Source organism: Paractinoplanes rhizophilus (assembly GCF_042664765.1).
GTDB classification, from domain to species: domain Bacteria; phylum Actinomycetota; class Actinomycetes; order Mycobacteriales; family Micromonosporaceae; genus Actinoplanes; species Actinoplanes rhizophilus.
Genome location: NZ_JBHTBJ010000034.1, coordinates 21,225 through 36,422, shown reverse-complemented (window position 1 = coordinate 36,422; position 15,198 = coordinate 21,225). Strand labels below are relative to the sequence as shown.

General features: G+C 70.4%; 15 protein-coding genes. 8 read left to right on the top strand and 7 right to left on the bottom strand.

Features of this window, described 5'->3' with window-relative positions; genetic code table 11:
* Positions 1-8 precede the first annotated feature (8 nt).
* Positions 9-506, bottom strand: a complete 498-nt coding sequence (locus ACFQS1_RS31580) for an inorganic diphosphatase (RefSeq protein WP_378975475.1) — start codon at positions 504-506, stop codon at positions 9-11.
* 527 nt (positions 507-1,033) lie between these two features.
* Between ACFQS1_RS31580 and dacB the strand changes: the two genes are divergently transcribed.
* The 7 genes from dacB (at position 1,034) to ACFQS1_RS31545 (ending at position 8,598) form a co-directional block, all read left to right on the top strand.
* Positions 1,034-2,428, top strand: coding sequence for a D-alanyl-D-alanine carboxypeptidase/D-alanyl-D-alanine endopeptidase (gene dacB, locus ACFQS1_RS31575; protein ID WP_378975473.1), 1,395 nt, complete (start codon positions 1,034-1,036; stop codon positions 2,426-2,428).
* Between the two features lie 61 nt (positions 2,429-2,489).
* Positions 2,490-3,551: a zinc-dependent metalloprotease gene (locus ACFQS1_RS31570; protein WP_378975471.1), complete on the top strand. Its 1,062-nt coding sequence runs from the start codon at positions 2,490-2,492 to the stop codon at positions 3,549-3,551.
* Positions 3,552-4,505, top strand: a complete 954-nt coding sequence (gene tilS, locus ACFQS1_RS31565) for a tRNA lysidine(34) synthetase TilS (RefSeq protein ID WP_378975469.1) — start codon at positions 3,552-3,554, stop codon at positions 4,503-4,505.
* Positions 4,506-4,644: 139 nt separating this feature from the next.
* Positions 4,645-5,220: a hypoxanthine phosphoribosyltransferase gene (gene hpt / locus ACFQS1_RS31560; RefSeq protein WP_378975467.1), complete on the top strand. Its 576-nt coding sequence runs from the start codon at positions 4,645-4,647 to the stop codon at positions 5,218-5,220.
* Between the two features lie 258 nt (positions 5,221-5,478).
* A complete protein-coding gene (gene ftsH, locus ACFQS1_RS31555) occupies positions 5,479-7,494 on the top strand; it encodes an ATP-dependent zinc metalloprotease FtsH (protein ID WP_378975465.1) in 2,016 nt (671 codons plus the stop codon).
* The gene (folE, locus tag ACFQS1_RS31550) at positions 7,491-8,138 is read left to right on the top strand and encodes a GTP cyclohydrolase I FolE (RefSeq protein ID WP_378975561.1); all 648 of its coding nucleotides are present in this window, start codon (positions 7,491-7,493) and stop codon (positions 8,136-8,138) included. Before ftsH ends, folE begins: the two co-directional genes overlap by 4 nt.
* Before the next feature lie 61 nt (positions 8,139-8,199).
* Entirely contained in the window at positions 8,200-8,598 is a 399-nt protein-coding gene (locus ACFQS1_RS31545) for a RidA family protein (RefSeq protein WP_378975463.1), read from the top strand.
* Positions 8,599-8,638: 40 nt separating this feature from the next.
* On the opposite strand, the gene ACFQS1_RS31540 is transcribed toward ACFQS1_RS31545, so the two are convergent.
* From ACFQS1_RS31540 to ACFQS1_RS31530, 3 genes are all read right to left on the bottom strand, one after another.
* Positions 8,639-8,899: a hypothetical protein gene (locus ACFQS1_RS31540; protein ID WP_378975461.1), complete on the bottom strand. Its 261-nt coding sequence runs from the start codon at positions 8,897-8,899 to the stop codon at positions 8,639-8,641.
* A gap of 89 nt (positions 8,900-8,988) precedes the next feature.
* Positions 8,989-9,672 (bottom strand): hypothetical protein, encoded by a 684-nt coding sequence (locus ACFQS1_RS31535; RefSeq protein ID WP_378975459.1) that lies wholly within the window; start codon positions 9,670-9,672, stop codon positions 8,989-8,991.
* Positions 9,669-12,266: an FtsK/SpoIIIE domain-containing protein gene (locus ACFQS1_RS31530; RefSeq protein ID WP_378975457.1), complete on the bottom strand. Its 2,598-nt coding sequence runs from the start codon at positions 12,264-12,266 to the stop codon at positions 9,669-9,671. The genes ACFQS1_RS31535 and ACFQS1_RS31530 overlap by 4 nt, the downstream gene beginning before the upstream one ends.
* Before the next feature lie 148 nt (positions 12,267-12,414).
* Here ACFQS1_RS31530 and ACFQS1_RS31525 point away from each other — a divergent pair, with 148 nt between their 5' ends.
* Positions 12,415-12,936, top strand: a complete 522-nt coding sequence (locus ACFQS1_RS31525; RefSeq protein WP_378975455.1) for a hypothetical protein — start codon at positions 12,415-12,417, stop codon at positions 12,934-12,936.
* A gap of 1 nt (position 12,937) precedes the next feature.
* On the opposite strand, the gene ACFQS1_RS31520 is transcribed toward ACFQS1_RS31525, so the two are convergent.
* Genes ACFQS1_RS31520 through ACFQS1_RS31510 form a run of 3 tightly spaced genes read right to left on the bottom strand, consistent with a single transcriptional unit; the run spans position 12,938 to position 15,146 of the window.
* Positions 12,938-13,540, bottom strand: a complete 603-nt coding sequence (locus tag ACFQS1_RS31520; RefSeq protein ID WP_378975453.1) for a hypothetical protein — start codon at positions 13,538-13,540, stop codon at positions 12,938-12,940.
* Entirely contained in the window at positions 13,537-14,652 is a 1,116-nt protein-coding gene (locus ACFQS1_RS31515) for a M23 family metallopeptidase (RefSeq protein WP_378975451.1), read from the bottom strand. Before ACFQS1_RS31515 ends, ACFQS1_RS31520 begins: the two co-directional genes overlap by 4 nt.
* Positions 14,649-15,146, bottom strand: coding sequence for a hypothetical protein (locus ACFQS1_RS31510; RefSeq protein WP_378975449.1), 498 nt, complete (start codon positions 15,144-15,146; stop codon positions 14,649-14,651). Before ACFQS1_RS31510 ends, ACFQS1_RS31515 begins: the two co-directional genes overlap by 4 nt.
* Between the last annotated feature and the right edge of the window lie 52 nt (positions 15,147-15,198).

Below are 15,198 nucleotides of genomic sequence, written 5' to 3'. Positions count from 1 at the left end.
ACGGTGCGTCAGTGGTGGTCTTCGTCCTCGACCTCGGCGCGCTTGAACGACGCGCGGATCTCTTCCTCGGCCTCGACCCGGCCGACCCAGGTCGCGCCCTCGACCGACTTGCCCGGCTCGAGGTCCTTGTAGACCGTGAAGAAGTGCTGGATCTCCATGCGGTCGAACTCGCCCAGGTGGTGGATGTCGCGCAGGTGCTCCTGGCGCGGGTCCTCGTAGGGGACGCAGAGGACCTTGTCGTCGCGGCCCTTCTCGTCGCTCATCCGGAACATGCCGATCGCGCGGGCGCGGATCAGGCAGCCCGGGAACGTCGGCTCCTGCACCAGGACCAGGGCGTCGAGCGGGTCGCCGTCCTGACCGAGGGTGCCCTCGATGAAGCCGTAGTCCGCGGGGTACTGCGTCGCGGTGAAGAGGGTCCGGTCGAGACGGATACGGCCCGTCTTGTGGTCGACCTCGTACTTGTTCCGCTGGCCCTTGGGGATCTCAACCAGAACGTCGAAATCCATCGTTATGCTCCCTTGACTCGCCCACCGAAAATGCCGGTCACGACGGGCGGGGAGCGGAGGCGAAATATCAATGCCCACCGGATCCGCGCGCAACGATGTGCCGGATGTCGCTAGTCTCCCCTAAGTCTGGCGCGGCGGCCGAGGAGGGGCGCGTGGGGAGGCAAGATTCACACAACGGGCCCGGTAACGATGGCGCGCCCGGCCCCCATGCCTCCGGTTACGGTAACGCATTCGCCGGGCGTGCGGCCGTGCCTTCCCGATCCTCCGTTCCGCCCGGTATGGATCCGCCCGGTATGGATCGGATGGATTCGCGGCCGGAGCCGATCGGCGCCGCGAATCGGGCGGAAGATCATCGAATGCAGCCCCAGGAACCGGATCACATCTACGGCCGGCCGGTGCCGCCGTCGGGTTTGCCGCAGGGTGAGTCGGCAGCTCAGCCCGGCGGTGGCGGCAATGGCGCGACCAACGACGGCGCCGGGCCGGAAACGGCGGGTTCCGGTTCGCGGCCGCGTACGTCCAAAAAGCTCGTGATTGTGCTTTCCTCGATTTTGATTTTGATTCTGCTCGCGGGAGCCGCCTTCGTCGGGCTGGTGAAGCCGTTCGAGGCCGAGACCGGCAGCGCGCCGGCGACGGCGCCGGTGACGCCGGATCCGACGCCGACGCCGGTGCTGGTGGCGGCGTCGGGCGGAGGCAAGGCGCCGGACATCGCGAAGGTGAAGGTGGCGCTCGACCCGCTGGTGAGCTCGGCGGCGCTGGGTGACTCGGTCAATGTGTCGGTGGTCGATGTCGCGTCGGGGCAGCCGCTGTACGACCGGAATGCCGACGTGCCGAACACGCCCGCGTCGACGACGAAGCTGCTCACCGCGGCGACCGTGCTGGCGGCTCGCGGGCCGGCCTATCGGCTGCGCACCGTCGCGGTGGCCGGAAGCGCGCCGGGCGAGGTCGTGCTGGTGGGCGGCGGCGATCCGACGCTGTCGGTGGACGCCAAGGCGCTGTTCCCGGGCGCGGCCCGGCTCGACCAGCTCGCGGCCCAGGTGACGAAGGCGCTGGGCGGTGCCAAGCCGACCCGGGTGCTGGTGGACACGTCGCTGTTCAGCGGGCCGGAGACGGGGACCGGCTGGTCGTCCGACGACGTCTCGCCGCTCGGGCAGGTGGCCCGGATCCAGCCGCTGATGACCAACGGCGGGCGGGTCAAGCCGATCCACCACGAGCACGGCGGCGATCCCCGGTTCGCGGATCCGGCGATCGGGGCGGGCCGCGCGTTCGCGAAGCTGCTGGGCGCGCCGGTCGCGACGGTCAAGCGCGGGACGGCGCCGGCGGTGGCGCCGTCCGCGGCCACCGGCATTGCCCCGGGCACGCGGCTCGGCGAGGTGCAGTCGCCGCCGCTGGTGCAGGTCACCGACTGGATGCTCGAGCAGAGCGACAACACCGTCGCCGACGTGCTGGCCCGGCAGGTGGCGCTGGCGGCCGGCAAGCCGGCCACCTTCGACGGCGCGACCGACGCGATCATCGCGAAGCTGCGGGAGCTGGGGCTGCCGGGCGACGAGGCCGATCTGTACGACGGCAGCGGGCTCTCCCGGCACAACGGGATCAGCCCGGCGCTGCTCACCCAGCTGCTCGCGCTGGCGGCGAGCGGGAAGCAGCCGGCCATCACCGGGATCTTCTCGGGGCTGCCGGTCGCGGGCTGGTCGGGCACGCTCGAGAAGCGCTTCGCGACCCCGGCGCCGAACCGATCCGCGTACGGCGTGGTGCGGGCCAAGACCGGCACGCTGAGCGGCGTCAACGCGATGGCCGGCCAGCTGATCACCAAGGACGGGCGGCTGCTGGTCTTCGCGATCATGGCGAGCGGGTCGGGCAACCCGGTGGCGGCCAGATCGGCCCTGGATCGGGTGCCGGCCCGCCTGGCCGCGTGCGGCTGCTGAGGGCTGACGAGTCAGGGTTTGCCCCGAGTGCGGGCTGGAATTCCGCGGGTACGGTGGGTGCATGGCGCAGTTCGTTGACTGGGATCTGGCCGCCGCGACCGCCGGCGCCCTGTCCAAATCGGGGCCCGCGGTTTCCTACGACGACGCGATGGCGGTGGTGTCCGAGCTGCGCGCGCTGACCGACGAGGCGGCCGGACACGTCGCCGCGTACACCGGTCTCCAGTCCCAGGTCGAGGCGCCGCCGGTGCGGGTGGTCGACCGCAAGGACTGGGCCGCCGTCAACATCCAGGGCCTCAAGCAGGTGATCATCCCGCTGGTCACCCGGCTCAGCGGCGACAAGCAGCCGGGCGGCTTCGCCGACGCGATCGGCTCCCGGATCACCGGCGTGCAGGCCGGCACGATCCTGGCCTACCTCTCCGGCCGCGTCCTGGGGCAGTACGAAGTGTTCTCCGGCAACCCCGGCCAACTGCTGCTGAACGCGCCCAACATCGTCGAGGTGGAGCGCAAGCTCGGCGCCGACCCGCGCGACTTCCGGCTCTGGGTCTGCCTGCACGAGGTCACCCACCGCACCCAGTTCACCGCGGTGCCGTGGATGCGGGGCTACTTCCTCGGCGAGGTGCAGGCGTTCGTCGACGCGTCGCAGAGCGGGGAGCACATCCTCGAGCGGCTGCGCCGGGGCGTGGCCACCCTCTCCGACGCGCTGCGCGACCCGGAGAGCCGGTCCTCGGTGATCGACATCGTGCAGACCCCGGCGCAGAAGGCCGTGCTCGACCGCCTGACCGCGCTGATGACGCTGCTCGAGGGGCACGCCGAGTTCGTGATGGACGGGGTCGGCCCCGAGGTGATCCCGAGCGTCGAGTCGATCCGGGCCAAGTTCAACCGGCGGCGCGAGAGCGGCAACCCGCTGGAAAAGGCGATCCGCCGGCTGCTCGGCATCGAGGTCAAGATGCGGCAGTACGCGGAGGGTCGCAAGTTCGTGCACGGGGTGGTGGAGCGGGTCGGCATGGCCGGCTTCAACAAGGTCTTCGACTCGCCGCTGACCCTGCCCCGGCTCGACGAGCTGGGCGACCCGGACGCCTGGGTGACCCGGGTGCACGGGCCGCAGCCCGCGATCGGGGGGTAGATGGCGCGGATCCCGGCCGGGGTCGCGGCGGTGCGGACGGCCGTGCGCCGCGCGCTGCCGCCGTCCGGGCTTCTGCTCGTGGCGTGCTCGGGCGGGGCGGATTCGCTGGCCCTTGCTTCCGCGGCCCGATTTGTCGCGCCCGGCCGGGTCGGGCTCGTGACGGTTGATCACGGGCTCCAGGCGGGGTCCGATGCACGGGCTTTGTCGGTCGCGGCCTGGGCCGGTGATGCCGGATTCGACCCGGTCGAGGTCGCGGCGGTGGCGGTCGGCGGGCGGCCGGGAGGGCCCGAGGCGGCGGCGCGTGATGCCCGATACGAGGCGCTCTCCGCCGTCGCCGCGCGGGTCGGGGCCGTGGCGGTGCTGCTCGGGCACACCCGCGACGATCAGGCCGAGACGGTGTTGCTGGCGCTGGCCCGGGGGGCCGGGCCGCGGGGCATCGCGGGGATGCCGGCCCGGCGGGGGATCTTCGTGCGGCCGCTGCTGGAGGTGTCGCGGGCCGAGACCCGCAAGGCGTGCGCGGCGCAGGGGCTGGTGCCGTGGGACGACCCGCACAACGTGGATCCGGCCTTTGCCCGATCGCGGGTGCGCGGCGCCGCGCTGCCGGCGTTGGTGGAGGCGCTCGGGCCCGCGGTGGTGGCGAACCTGGCACGGACGGCGGGGCAGGTCGCCGCGGACAACGCCGCGTTGGACTCGCTCGCTCGGGATGCGCTGCTTTCCGCGTACGGCAGCGACGGTCTGGAAATTTCGGTTTTATCCGGAATGGTGAGCGCGGTGCGGACTCGGGTGCTGCATGCGTGGGCGCGCGAGCTGGGCGCTTCGGGCTCGGCGCTGTCCCATCGGCACGTCGAGGCGCTCGACGCGTTGATCACCGATTGGCATGGTCAGGGGCCGGTGCACCTGCCCGGTGACATCCGGGTGGCCCGGGTGCGGGGGCGACTCGTTCGAGTGGCCTGACCACCTGTGAGAACCGTCACTCGGAGTGCCTGATTCGCCGGGCTTGGTGGGCGGAAAGCGCATCTTTCCAGCGGTTCTCCGGCAACGTACTACCGCCCCGTGCGACGAGCGGCAACCTTCATGCGGCAGTCTTACCGTCATGGCTGACGGCTCCTGGTACGACGCCGACATCGATCACGTGATCATCTCCGAGGAGCAGATCCGCGACAAGATCGCCGAACTGGCGAAGCAGGTCTCCGCCGACCACGACGGCGCCGAGGGCGGCATCCTGCTGGTCTGCGTGCTCAAGGGCGCGGTCATGTTCATGGCCGACTTCGCCCGCGCGCTCGGCAAGCACGGCCCCTCGGCCGAGATGGAGTTCATGGCGGTCTCCTCGTACGGGCAGGGCACGACCTCGTCGGGCGTCGTGCGCATCCTCAAGGACCTGGATCGCGACATCACCGGCCGGCACGTGGTGGTCGTCGAGGACATCGTCGACTCCGGCCTGACCCTCTCCTGGCTGATGAAGTACCTCCAGTCGCGCTCGGCGGCGAGCGTCGAGGTGGTGGCGCTGTTCCGCAAACCGGACGCGGTGAAGGTGCAGGTGCCGGTGAAGTATGTGGGCTTCGACATCCCCAACGAGTTCGTGGTCGGCTACGGCCTCGACTTCGCCGAGCGGTACCGCGAGCTGCCGTATGTGGGGGTGCTCAAGCCGGAGGTGTACGCCCGTAGCTGAACCAATGCCTTCACTTTCTCAGCTTGTTCTCAGAAATCGCCTTTATGGGGGGATTTGGCGGGAAAGCGGGCCGAGCGGGCCGGGGCGCGGTGGTGTCCGGCCAGCGGGCTCACGGGTTCGCGAGCGGCACGTACGGTGTACCGTCGAGTGACCGATGGCGCGGTGTCACTAACGCCGTCGGGGCCGCCCGTGGCGGCGACGTTGAAGTGACCAGGACGCCGATCAGGAGGGTCCGGGCGCTCGCCGCCCGACAACAGCATGGAGCGTACGCGTTTCTTCCGCCGCCCGGTGGTCTGGATCATTCTGGTGATCATCGGCGTAATCGCGCTGAGCTCGTTCTTCACCAGTGGTCCGAGCTACCAGCGCGTCGATACTTCGGTGGCGCTGGAGCGCCTGAACCAGCCGGGCATCAAGAAGGTCGTCCAGAAGGACAAGGAGCAGACGCTCCAGATCGACCTCGCGCAGCCCGAGAAGTTCGAGGGCAAGACCACCGACAAGATCGAGACTCAGTACCCGTACGAGGTCACCAGCGATATCTGGCAGGACGTCCAGGACGCCAAGACCGCCGGCCGCATCACCGGGACCGTCAACACCACGGTCTCCGGCGACAACATCCTCTTCAGTCTGCTGATCAACCTGCTGCCGATCGCCATTCTGGTGGTCCTGCTGCTGCTGTTCATGTCGCAGATGCAGGGTGGCGGCTCCCGGGTGCTCAACTTCGGCAAGTCCAAGGCCAAGATGATCACCAAGGACACGCCGAAGACGACGTTCGCCGACGTGGCCGGCGCCGACGAGGCGGTCCAGGAGCTCCACGAGATCAAGGACTTCCTGCAGAACCCGGCGAAATACCAGGCGCTCGGCGCGAAGATCCCGAAGGGCGTGCTGCTGTTCGGCCCGCCCGGCACGGGTAAGACGCTGCTGGCCCGCGCGGTCGCCGGCGAGGCGGGCGTGCCGTTCTACTCGATCTCCGGCTCCGACTTCGTCGAGATGTTCGTGGGTGTCGGCGCGAGCCGGGTTCGCGACCTGTTCGAGCAGGCCAAGTCCAACGCCCCGGCGATCGTCTTCGTCGACGAGATCGACGCCGTCGGCCGGCACCGCGGCGCCGGCATGGGCGGCGGCCACGACGAGCGCGAGCAGACGCTCAACCAACTGCTCGTCGAGATGGACGGCTTCGACACCAAGGGCGGCGTGATCCTGATCGCGGCCACTAACCGGCCCGACATCCTCGACCCGGCGCTGCTGCGCCCGGGCCGCTTCGACCGGCAGATCCCGGTGGACAACCCGGACATGGAGGGTCGCAAGATGATCCTCCGGGTGCACGCCAAGGGCAAGCCGTTCACGCCCGACGTCGACCTCGACTCGGTGGCCCGCCGCACGCCCGGCTTCTCCGGCGCCGACCTGGCCAACGTGATCAACGAGGCCGCCCTGCTGACCGCGCGCAACGAGAAGCGGGCGATCTCCAACGAGTTCCTCGAGGAGTCGATCGACCGGGTCATCGCGGGCCCCGAGCGCCGCACCCGGGCGATGAGCGACAACGAAAAGAAGATCACGGCGTACCACGAGGGCGGGCACGCGCTGGTGGCGTACGCGTTGCCGCACTCCGCCCCGGTGCACAAGGTGACGATCCTGCCGCGCGGCCGCTCGCTGGGCCACACGCTGGTGCTGCCGACCGAGGACAAGTACACCCAGACCCGGGCCGAGATGATCGACACCCTGGCGTACGCGCTGGGTGGCCGGGCCGCCGAGGAGCTCGTCTTCCACGAGCCCACCACCGGCGCCGGCAACGACATCGAGAAGGCGTCCGGCCTGGCCCGCGCCATGGTCACCCAGTACGGCATGAGCTCGAAGCTGGGCGCCGTGAAGTACGGGACCGCGGGGGACGAGCCGTTCCTCGGCCGCAGCATGGGCCACGAGCGGGACTACTCCGACTCGGTCGCCGCCGACATCGACTCCGAGGTGCGGGCGCTGATCGAGCTCGCGCACGACGAGGCGTGGGAGATCCTGGTCGAGTACCGCGACGTGCTCGACACCATGGTCCTCGAGCTGATGGAGAAGGAAACCATCACCCGCGAGGACATGGACCGGATCTGCGCCCGGGTGGTCAAGCGGCCGCCGATGTCGCCGTTCAACGGCTTCGGCAAGCGGCTGCCCTCCGAGGCGCCCCCGGTGCTCACGCCGGCCGAGCGGGACAAGCTCAAGGCGCAGGCCGAGGCGGACGGGCAGTTCGCGGTGGGTGGCTCCAACCCGAACGGTCTGGCGGAAGGCAGCAACTGATCACTGACGACGATCCCCTCGACTATCTCGCCGCGCGTCTGGTCGACGGCAAGCTCACCGGCGCTCCGGTGGAGCAGGCCGTCGACCTGGCCCGGATCGAGAAGGCGGTGCGCGAGATCCTCATCGCCATCGGCGAGGATCCCGACCGCGACGGGCTGGAGCGCACGCCGGCCCGGGTCGCGCGGGCGTACGCCGAGCTGTTCGCCGGCCTGCGCGTCGACCCGGCCAAGGTGCTCACCACCACGTTCGAGGCCGACCACGAGGAGTTCGTGCTCGTCCGCGACATCGAGGTGATGAGCATGTGCGAGCATCACCTGCTGCCGTTCAAGGGCGTCGCGCACGTCGGATACATCCCGGGCACGCACGGCCGGATCACCGGCCTGTCCAAGCTGGCCCGGCTGGTCGAGGTCTACGCCCGGCGGCCCCAGGTGCAGGAGCGGCTCACCTCGCAGATCGCCGACCTGCTGCTGGAAAGGCTGGAGGCGCGCGGGGTGATCGTGGTGCTCGAGTGCGAGCACCTGTGCATGGAGATGCGCGGGATCCGGAAGGTGGGCGCCCGCACGGTGACCAGCGCGGTGCGCGGGGCGTTCCAGACCGACGGCAAGGTGCGGGCCGAGGCGATGGCGCTGATCAACGCCCGGTAGCCGGTTGATGCTCGCAGATGTCCCTGGGGAAATGGGTGGCGGGCGCCGGGATACTGGCGACGTGATCGAAAAGTTCAACCCACCGACGGTCCACGAGCCGGCCGGCTACAGTCACGTCACCATCACGTCGGCGGGGCGGCTCGCCCACCTGGCCGGGCAGTGCCCGCTCGACCTGTCCGGCGTCGTGGTCGGCGAGCCGGGGGACTTCGACGCGCAGACCGACCAGGTGATCGCCAACTGCCTGGCGGTGCTCGCGGCGGCCGGCGCGTCACCCGCCGATGTCGTGCGCTCGATCATCTACGTGGTCAGCCCGGACAGCGCCGTCCTCGCGGGGGTGTGGCGGCGGCTGAACGCCTCGCCGCTGGCGCCAGCGTTCACGACGGCCAGCACGCTGCTCGGGGTGGCGTCGCTCGGCTACGAGGGCCAGCTGATCGAGGTCGACCTGACGGCGGCGCTCTAGATCCGGTCCTTCAGATCCCGGTCCTTCAGATCCCGGCCCTTCAGATCACGGTGCGGAAGGTGTCGGCGGCGTCCATCGCGGCCCGGGTCAGCTGGGCGGCCTCGTCCAGGCGCATGCGGGCCTGCTCGAGGTGGGCGATCGCCGAGGCCACCGATGGATGGAACGAGCCGACCGCGGTCATCCGGAGCAGCGCGAGCGAGTCTTCCAGCTGGTTGGTGACCTGCTGGAGGCCGGTCACCGCCCGGCCGGCGCCGTCGACCGACGCGGCCACGTGGGCCTTGACCTCTTCGACGCTCGCCATCGTGCTCCTCTCGGCTCGTTCACGCGTTCTTCCCTCGTGGTTCGTGCGCTTCCTTTGTGGTTCGTGCGCTTCCTTTGTGGTTCGCGCGCTCACCTGAAGAATGCCAGCAGGCCGACGCCCATGCAGGTCAGCAGGACCGGGGTGAGGCAGGTGACCGCGCCCAGGATCGGCGTGCGATCCACCTTGACGCCGCCGCCGTACACGAAGCCGATCGTCGCCCAGCCGAGGCCGAACGCCAGCACCGGCATGCTCAGGCCGCAGAGCAGCGCATACGTCGGCACCGAGCCCTGCGGGGCGACCAGGTAGAGGACGATCTGCACGATCAGCACCGCGGCGGCGAACGGGCCGTACACCAGCAGGTTGCGCGCCCAGGGCCGCAGCGGGCCCGCCTTCGCGGTGTTGAGGAGGGTGGCGTCCGCGGCGTCGGCGGTGCGCCGGGCCTGCTGCAGCGCGGCCAGCACGGCGGTGGGCCCGCCGGCCATGGCCAGCGCGGCCGACTCCAGTTCCGCTGGGCGGGGGGTCAGTTCCATTTCGGGTACGCCGAAGTCGCGCACCAGCCGCGCGTGCTGGGGAGCCAGCCGGGCGCGTACGTCGGAAAGCTCTTTGTTTGCGGCCGTGACCGTCGCTTGTTGCTCGCTTGCCGCCGCGTTCGCGGCGCGGCGGACGGCGTCCAGGCGCTGAGCCGCGGCAAGATAGTCCGCCCAGGGACCGGGAGCCGGCGGCGTGCCCTGCGCCGGGATCGCGCCCGTGGTCTGCTCCTGCTGATCCGTCATAGCTCGTCGCTCTCGGGCTGCTGGAACGGCACGATCGTCACCGTGCGGTCGGCGTGCCGGTCGTGCAGCAGCGCCCGGTTGGGCCGCGGCTGCCAGTCGACCGGGCGGCCCAGCATCAGCGCCACGTCGGACTGCGGGCAGTTCAGGAAGAGCAGGCCCGCCACGTCCTCGCGGCCCGTGCTGCCGCCGGTCTCGTCGGTGAACCGGCGGGTGCCCCGCCACCAGGACAGCAGGTGCACGCCCCGGCCCGGGCCCTCGCGGAGCAGGCGTCGCAGCCCAGGCAGGCTGCCGGGGCTCGCCGCGTCCATGCCGAACACCACCAGGTAACCCGGGCGCTCCACCTCCATCGCCGTGGCCAGCCCGGCGGCGTCCACCACGGCGACCTCTTGCCGCAGGCCGATCTCCGCGGCCAGCGCCTCGGCGAGCCGATCACCCTCGGCGACCAGCGAAGAGACGACGAAGCGGGTTGAGCGCGGCGGGTGGAAGGCGGCCACGCTGCGGGCGGCCGCGTCGAGCACCTCGGAGCCGGACGCGGACGACCCGAAGATCGCCAGATGCCGGCCCGGGGAGGCGTCGAGCGGAAACGCGGCCGTCGACAGGTTGACGTCGATCACCCGGCCGACCAGCGCGGCCGGGCGGGCGGCGCGGCCGGCCAGGGCGGACCGGTAGGTCGGGTCGTCGGCCAGATGCTGGTGGGCGTAGCCGGCGAAGATGCGCGGCGGGATCGCCTCGGGGTCGCGGGCGGCCCACAACTTGTGTCGCAGGGTGCTGAGCACCTCGCGGTCGGCGTGCGGGTCGGGGAAACTGACCACCCGTTCGTGCCCGCGAGTCGCACCGCGCGGGCCACCGAGGCCACCCGCGGTGTTCACCACGGCGGTGCCGAGGGGCAGGCCGGCCGCCGAGTCGTTCGTCGGCTCCAGCACATCGCCGCCGCCCGGCAGGGCTATCCGCACGGGGAACTGGCCGAAGATCGAGTCACGCTTGGCGTAGAGCGCCTCGACGCCGAGCACGGTCTGGCTGGCCAGGACCAGGTGGATGCCGTACGAGCGGCCCTTGCGCGCCAGCGACTCGAGCAGGCCCACCGCCTCGGTGGCGATCGGGTCGTTGCCGGCCAGCAGCACCTGGAACTCGTCGATGACACAGAGGATCCGCGGCAGCGCTTTTCTCGGGGCGCCGGCCGCTTCTTCGGCCACGACCTGCCGCAGGTCGGCGAAGCGGGTGACGCCGGCGTTCTTGTACGCCACCGAGCGCCGGGTCATCTCGGCGTCCAGCTCGCGGAGGACGGCCAGGCCGTACTCCCGGTCGGACTCGACGCCGACGGCGCGGGCGTGCGGCAGCCAGGTGCGGTCGCGCCGGGTCGGCACGAACTCGGCGAACGACACGCCCTCCTTGAAGTCGAGCAGGTAGAGGGCCATCTCGTCCGGGCTGTACCGGGCGCCCAAGCCGTACAGGACGTTGATCAGATACGCCGTCTTGCCGGCGCCGGACCGGCCGCCCACCAGCCAGTGCGGGGTCAGGTCGTTGAAGCGCAGCACCAGCGGGGTGTCGCCGTCGTGGCCGACCACCGTGCCGAGGCCGTCGGCCGCGTCGCCGCCCCACATCTCCTCGCCCGGCTCGGGCAGCAGGTCGGCCAGGCTCACCTGGGATGCCGCGGACGAGTGGGCGGCCAGCTCGCGGCAGACGTGGTCGAGCAGGTGCGGCGGCGGGTCGTCGTCGAAGTAGACCGGGGCGTTCAGCCAGCGGGCGTCCGGCATCGAGCCATAGGTCGCGCCGGGCGGGTCGCCCACCACCACGTACGGGTCGCGGACCGACACCGTGGTGGTGCGCGGCAGCGGCGCCTGGGACGTCTCGGCGGTCAGGGGCGGCGGCGGCCAGCCGGCCACGATCAGGTGCAGGCCGGAATCGGGGCCCTGCTGGGCGAGCGCGGCGATGCGGCGCAGCTCCTCACCCTCGGTCAGGTGCGGCAGACCGGCGATGACCACCAGCATCATGCGATCTCGCCGGCTGCGGCGCGGTGCGGCGCCACGGCCTGGGCGCAGCCATTTGTCGGCCTCGGCGAGCACGTCGAGCAGCCCCTGCCGATCGGTGACGGGCGGCGACATCAGCCCGGCGTCATACAGGTCGGAGAACGGGGCGAAGACGGCACCGCCGCCGACCCCGTCGACGGCCCGCACGAGCAGCGATCCGGCCGGCGCCGCGGCCAGCAGGCGCACCAGCAGACAACGCAGCAGACCGAAGACGCGGGAGTCGGTGGCGTTGGCGTCGACCGTGAGATGCCCGGTGCCGAGCAGCGGCACGATCACCGGAAAGCGGGCGTCGTCGAGCGGCTGGGCCACACCGAGACGGACGAACTGCGGCGGATAGACCCCGCCCAGCGGCGTGTTGGCGGACTGGGCGTCCAACGGGGAGCCGAGCCAGCCCGGCGCGAGCACCGCCGCGGCGGCTCGCAGCTGCTCGGCAAGCGAGTGCTGCTCCATCGGGTCGGCGGCCGGCCGAGCCTCGGACCCGAGAGCCCCACCGGCGGCGTCAACCGCCGCGACCGCCTGCCGATGCAGGGCAGCAGCCTGCTGGACCCGCAAAGCTGAATCCGCCACTGCCCTCACCTCCTGTGTGCGGATAAAACTTATCCCAGACCGGTCCTCGCATCGTGCTCCCGGGGGCCAGCGGGTTCCGCGCCGTCGCATCCACGGCCGTGGGTGGTGTGGCACGATCTGGGCGCCGGGAGGCATTACTGTCGTATGTGTGCAGCCGCAGGAGCCCATGCCCGGAGCAGCGCCCGCGCCCCGACCGGCCGCGCCGTCGGGTCGCAAGACTCCCAACCGCCGGATGCGCCTGATCCTCGCCATGATGGCCGGGCTGGTCGGCCTTCTTTGCCTGGGTGGAGTCGGCGTCGCGGTATCGCTGTACGACGAAGCTACCAAAATCGATCGGGCCTCTCCGGACCAGGTTACATCGAGTTTTCTACGCGCTTACCTCCTAGATCGCGACGATCAAGAGGCGTCTCTGTACACGTGCAAATCCGGCGCCGAGTTGGGTCAGATCGCCGTTTTGCGTAACGACATGGTGGGCCGAGAAAAGAAGTTCGGAACCACTGTCACGGCTTCCTGGGAGTCACTGACCATTACCGGCTCAACCGTTTCGGTGGACCTGGTGATAGCGGGATTGCTGAACGGTCAGCAGATAAGCAGCCATTCGGAATCCTGGTCGTTCGGCCTGGTGGACGAAGACGGCTGGCGTGTTTGTAGCGCATCCAAGTTGTCGTGAATCACTCGGCCCAGAGTAGGTGGACGGGGACCTCGAGGGTCTTTGGGGCTTTTCCGCTCCAAGCCCAGCGATACCAATCGAGTTCGCCGGCCACGCGTGCGCAGATGTCACCGACGTCGTTGGTGTGCAGCTCGGTCACGGCCCGGAGGTCTCGGCGCTCGTCGCCGTCCTCCAGGAGCTCGACCACCCTGCGGCCGGTGATGGTGCCCGCGTCGAGCGCGGCTGTCGGCACCTTTCGTGGCGGTTCGTCCAGCGACACGAGTCGGGACGTGATGCCCTGGTCGGTCGAGAAACCAGCCATGCCGAACTCCTCGACCCAGACCCGTTCGATGGGCACCAGCGGCGCGAAGACCTCGGTCTGCTCGGCCTCGGCCCGATACCACTCGGACTCGACCATGACCGGAACGTAGGTACGGCTGCCCTGTACCACTTTCTCGTCGGCCCGCAGGTCGGCACGCCAGCCATGGCCCGGCAGCCCGATGATCACTCGCCGGCCGCGCAGTTGCCCGCTCATGTTCGCCGGCGTGGGAACGATCGAGCGCGGTGGGTCCAGCGCCCAGTCGGGATGTCCCGCGAACGGATCAGGCACGGCTCCTCCGGTCATCCCTCACCTCCCAGCGGGGCACCCTGCTGCCGCATGAACGGCACAGGGTCGATCGCCCCGGCGCTCGACCGATCATTGTTCAGGTGTACCTCGAAATGAAGGTGCGGCCCGGATGAATTGCCGCTGGTGCCGACCCGGCCGATGATGTCGCCGGCCGTGACCTCCTGGCCCTCCTTAACGAACGGCCGCTGCACCATGTGGCAGTACCTGGTCATGACGTCGCCGGCGCTCTGGATCTCCACCATCCAGCCGCAACCGCCTTTGCCGGGATAGCCGTCCACGTTACAGGTCTGCCGCCCGCGATGGTCCTCGTCGCACTTCACCTTCGAGACGATGCCGCTCGCCGCGGCCGCGATCGGCGTGTAGCGGCCCACGATCAGGTCGACGCCCTGGTGGGTTGGCCGACCGGCGGTGCGGAAGCCGGAGCCCACGGCCGCCTTGACCGGGTTGGTCCAGCCGGAAGCCGCGATCTGCCCGCCGGACGCGCAGACCATACTTATCGAGTTGCCGACCGCGCTGGCCGCGCCGTCCGCGAGCTCGTTCACGATCTGCGTGGCGATGGGCTCATGCTTCGCGTACGCGTCGGGGTAGGCGCTGATCTGCACCCGCTGAGCCGCCTCGGTCAGCGGCATGTTCTCCCAGCCCTCGACCGTTTTGAGTTTGTTGTAGAACTTGGTGCTGGCGTAGACCGGATCCATGATCTGCTCCGGCGTGCCCCACCCGGCGCTCGGCCGCTGCTGAAACAACCCGAGCGAGTCATGGTCGTTCCTGGACCCGAGGTTGCCGAGGTTGGTGAGTCGCGACTCCTGCATCGCGGTGGCGACCGCAATGACCCAGGCCCGCGGCGGCATCTTCAGGTCCGATCCGACATTGATTATGACGGCGGCGTTCCGGATCTGCGCGGCGCCGTACTGCCGTACCCGGGGCAGCTTCGAGTCGGGATCCACCGGCCCGCCCTTGCCGCAGCCGAGCGCCGCGTTGAGCTTGTTGTTGTCGCCGTCGGTCAACCCGCCGAGCAGTACCGCGGTGATGCTTCCGCCGCAGCACAGCAGGGTGAGCGTCGCGACGAGCGCGACCAGGACGACGATCCGGCGAGGACGCGGGACACTCATGACCCGTCCCAGTCGATGCCGTCGACGAGCCAGTGTCCGTCGGGCGCGACCAGGCGCAGGTTGAGCTTGCCGGAGTCCATCGTGACGACGGCGTTGACGACCGTCGCGCTCACCGGCACGAGCGACGGCCGGCCGGTCACCCGCTCGGCGGGGACGCCAGCGGGGTCGACGCCGTCGAGCTCGTCGGCGAGATTCTTGGTGGCGTTGGGCAGGAGCCGGTCACGCCACGCCTTCGGGGTGACCTTGGTGTGGTTGCACCACGCCGAGGCGAAGGCATAGGCGACTTCCTCCGGCTGGGCCCGGCCCGGGACCGTGGACGGGCTCGGTGGAGGGCCGGAGTCGATGACGCTGTCGTCGTCCTTGGGGTCGATGCTGATCGCCGGCTCAGGGGATGAGGCGACCAGTGGTGGCCGAGCGTCATTGCCGTCCGAGAAAATTCGGCCGATGCCCACAACCGCCGCCACGATCGCCACGATGACGATCGCGACGCCCACCCGGGAACGGAAAATTCGATTCAGGCCGAGTTCGAGAATCCGGGGCATGCGA

Coding starts and splice junctions, on each gene's coding strand:
- ACFQS1_RS31580 (WP_378975475.1), bottom strand. CDS start 506: ATGGATTTCGACGTTCTGGTTGAGATCCCCAAGGGCCAGCGGAACAAG.
- ACFQS1_RS31570 (WP_378975471.1), top strand. CDS start 2,490: ATGGCGCAGTTCGTTGACTGGGATCTGGCCGCCGCGACCGCCGGCGCC.
- tilS (WP_378975469.1), top strand. CDS start 3,552: ATGGCGCGGATCCCGGCCGGGGTCGCGGCGGTGCGGACGGCCGTGCGC.
- hpt (WP_378975467.1), top strand. CDS start 4,645: ATGGCTGACGGCTCCTGGTACGACGCCGACATCGATCACGTGATCATC.
- ftsH (WP_378975465.1), top strand. CDS start 5,479: ATGGAGCGTACGCGTTTCTTCCGCCGCCCGGTGGTCTGGATCATTCTG.
- ACFQS1_RS31540 (WP_378975461.1), bottom strand. CDS start 8,899: ATGGCGAGCGTCGAAGAGGTCAAGGCCCACGTGGCCGCGTCGGTCGAC.
- ACFQS1_RS31535 (WP_378975459.1), bottom strand. CDS start 9,672: ATGACGGATCAGCAGGAGCAGACCACGGGCGCGATCCCGGCGCAGGGC.
- ACFQS1_RS31520 (WP_378975453.1), bottom strand. CDS start 13,540: ATGACCGGAGGAGCCGTGCCTGATCCGTTCGCGGGACATCCCGACTGG.
- ACFQS1_RS31515 (WP_378975451.1), bottom strand. CDS start 14,652: ATGAGTGTCCCGCGTCCTCGCCGGATCGTCGTCCTGGTCGCGCTCGTC.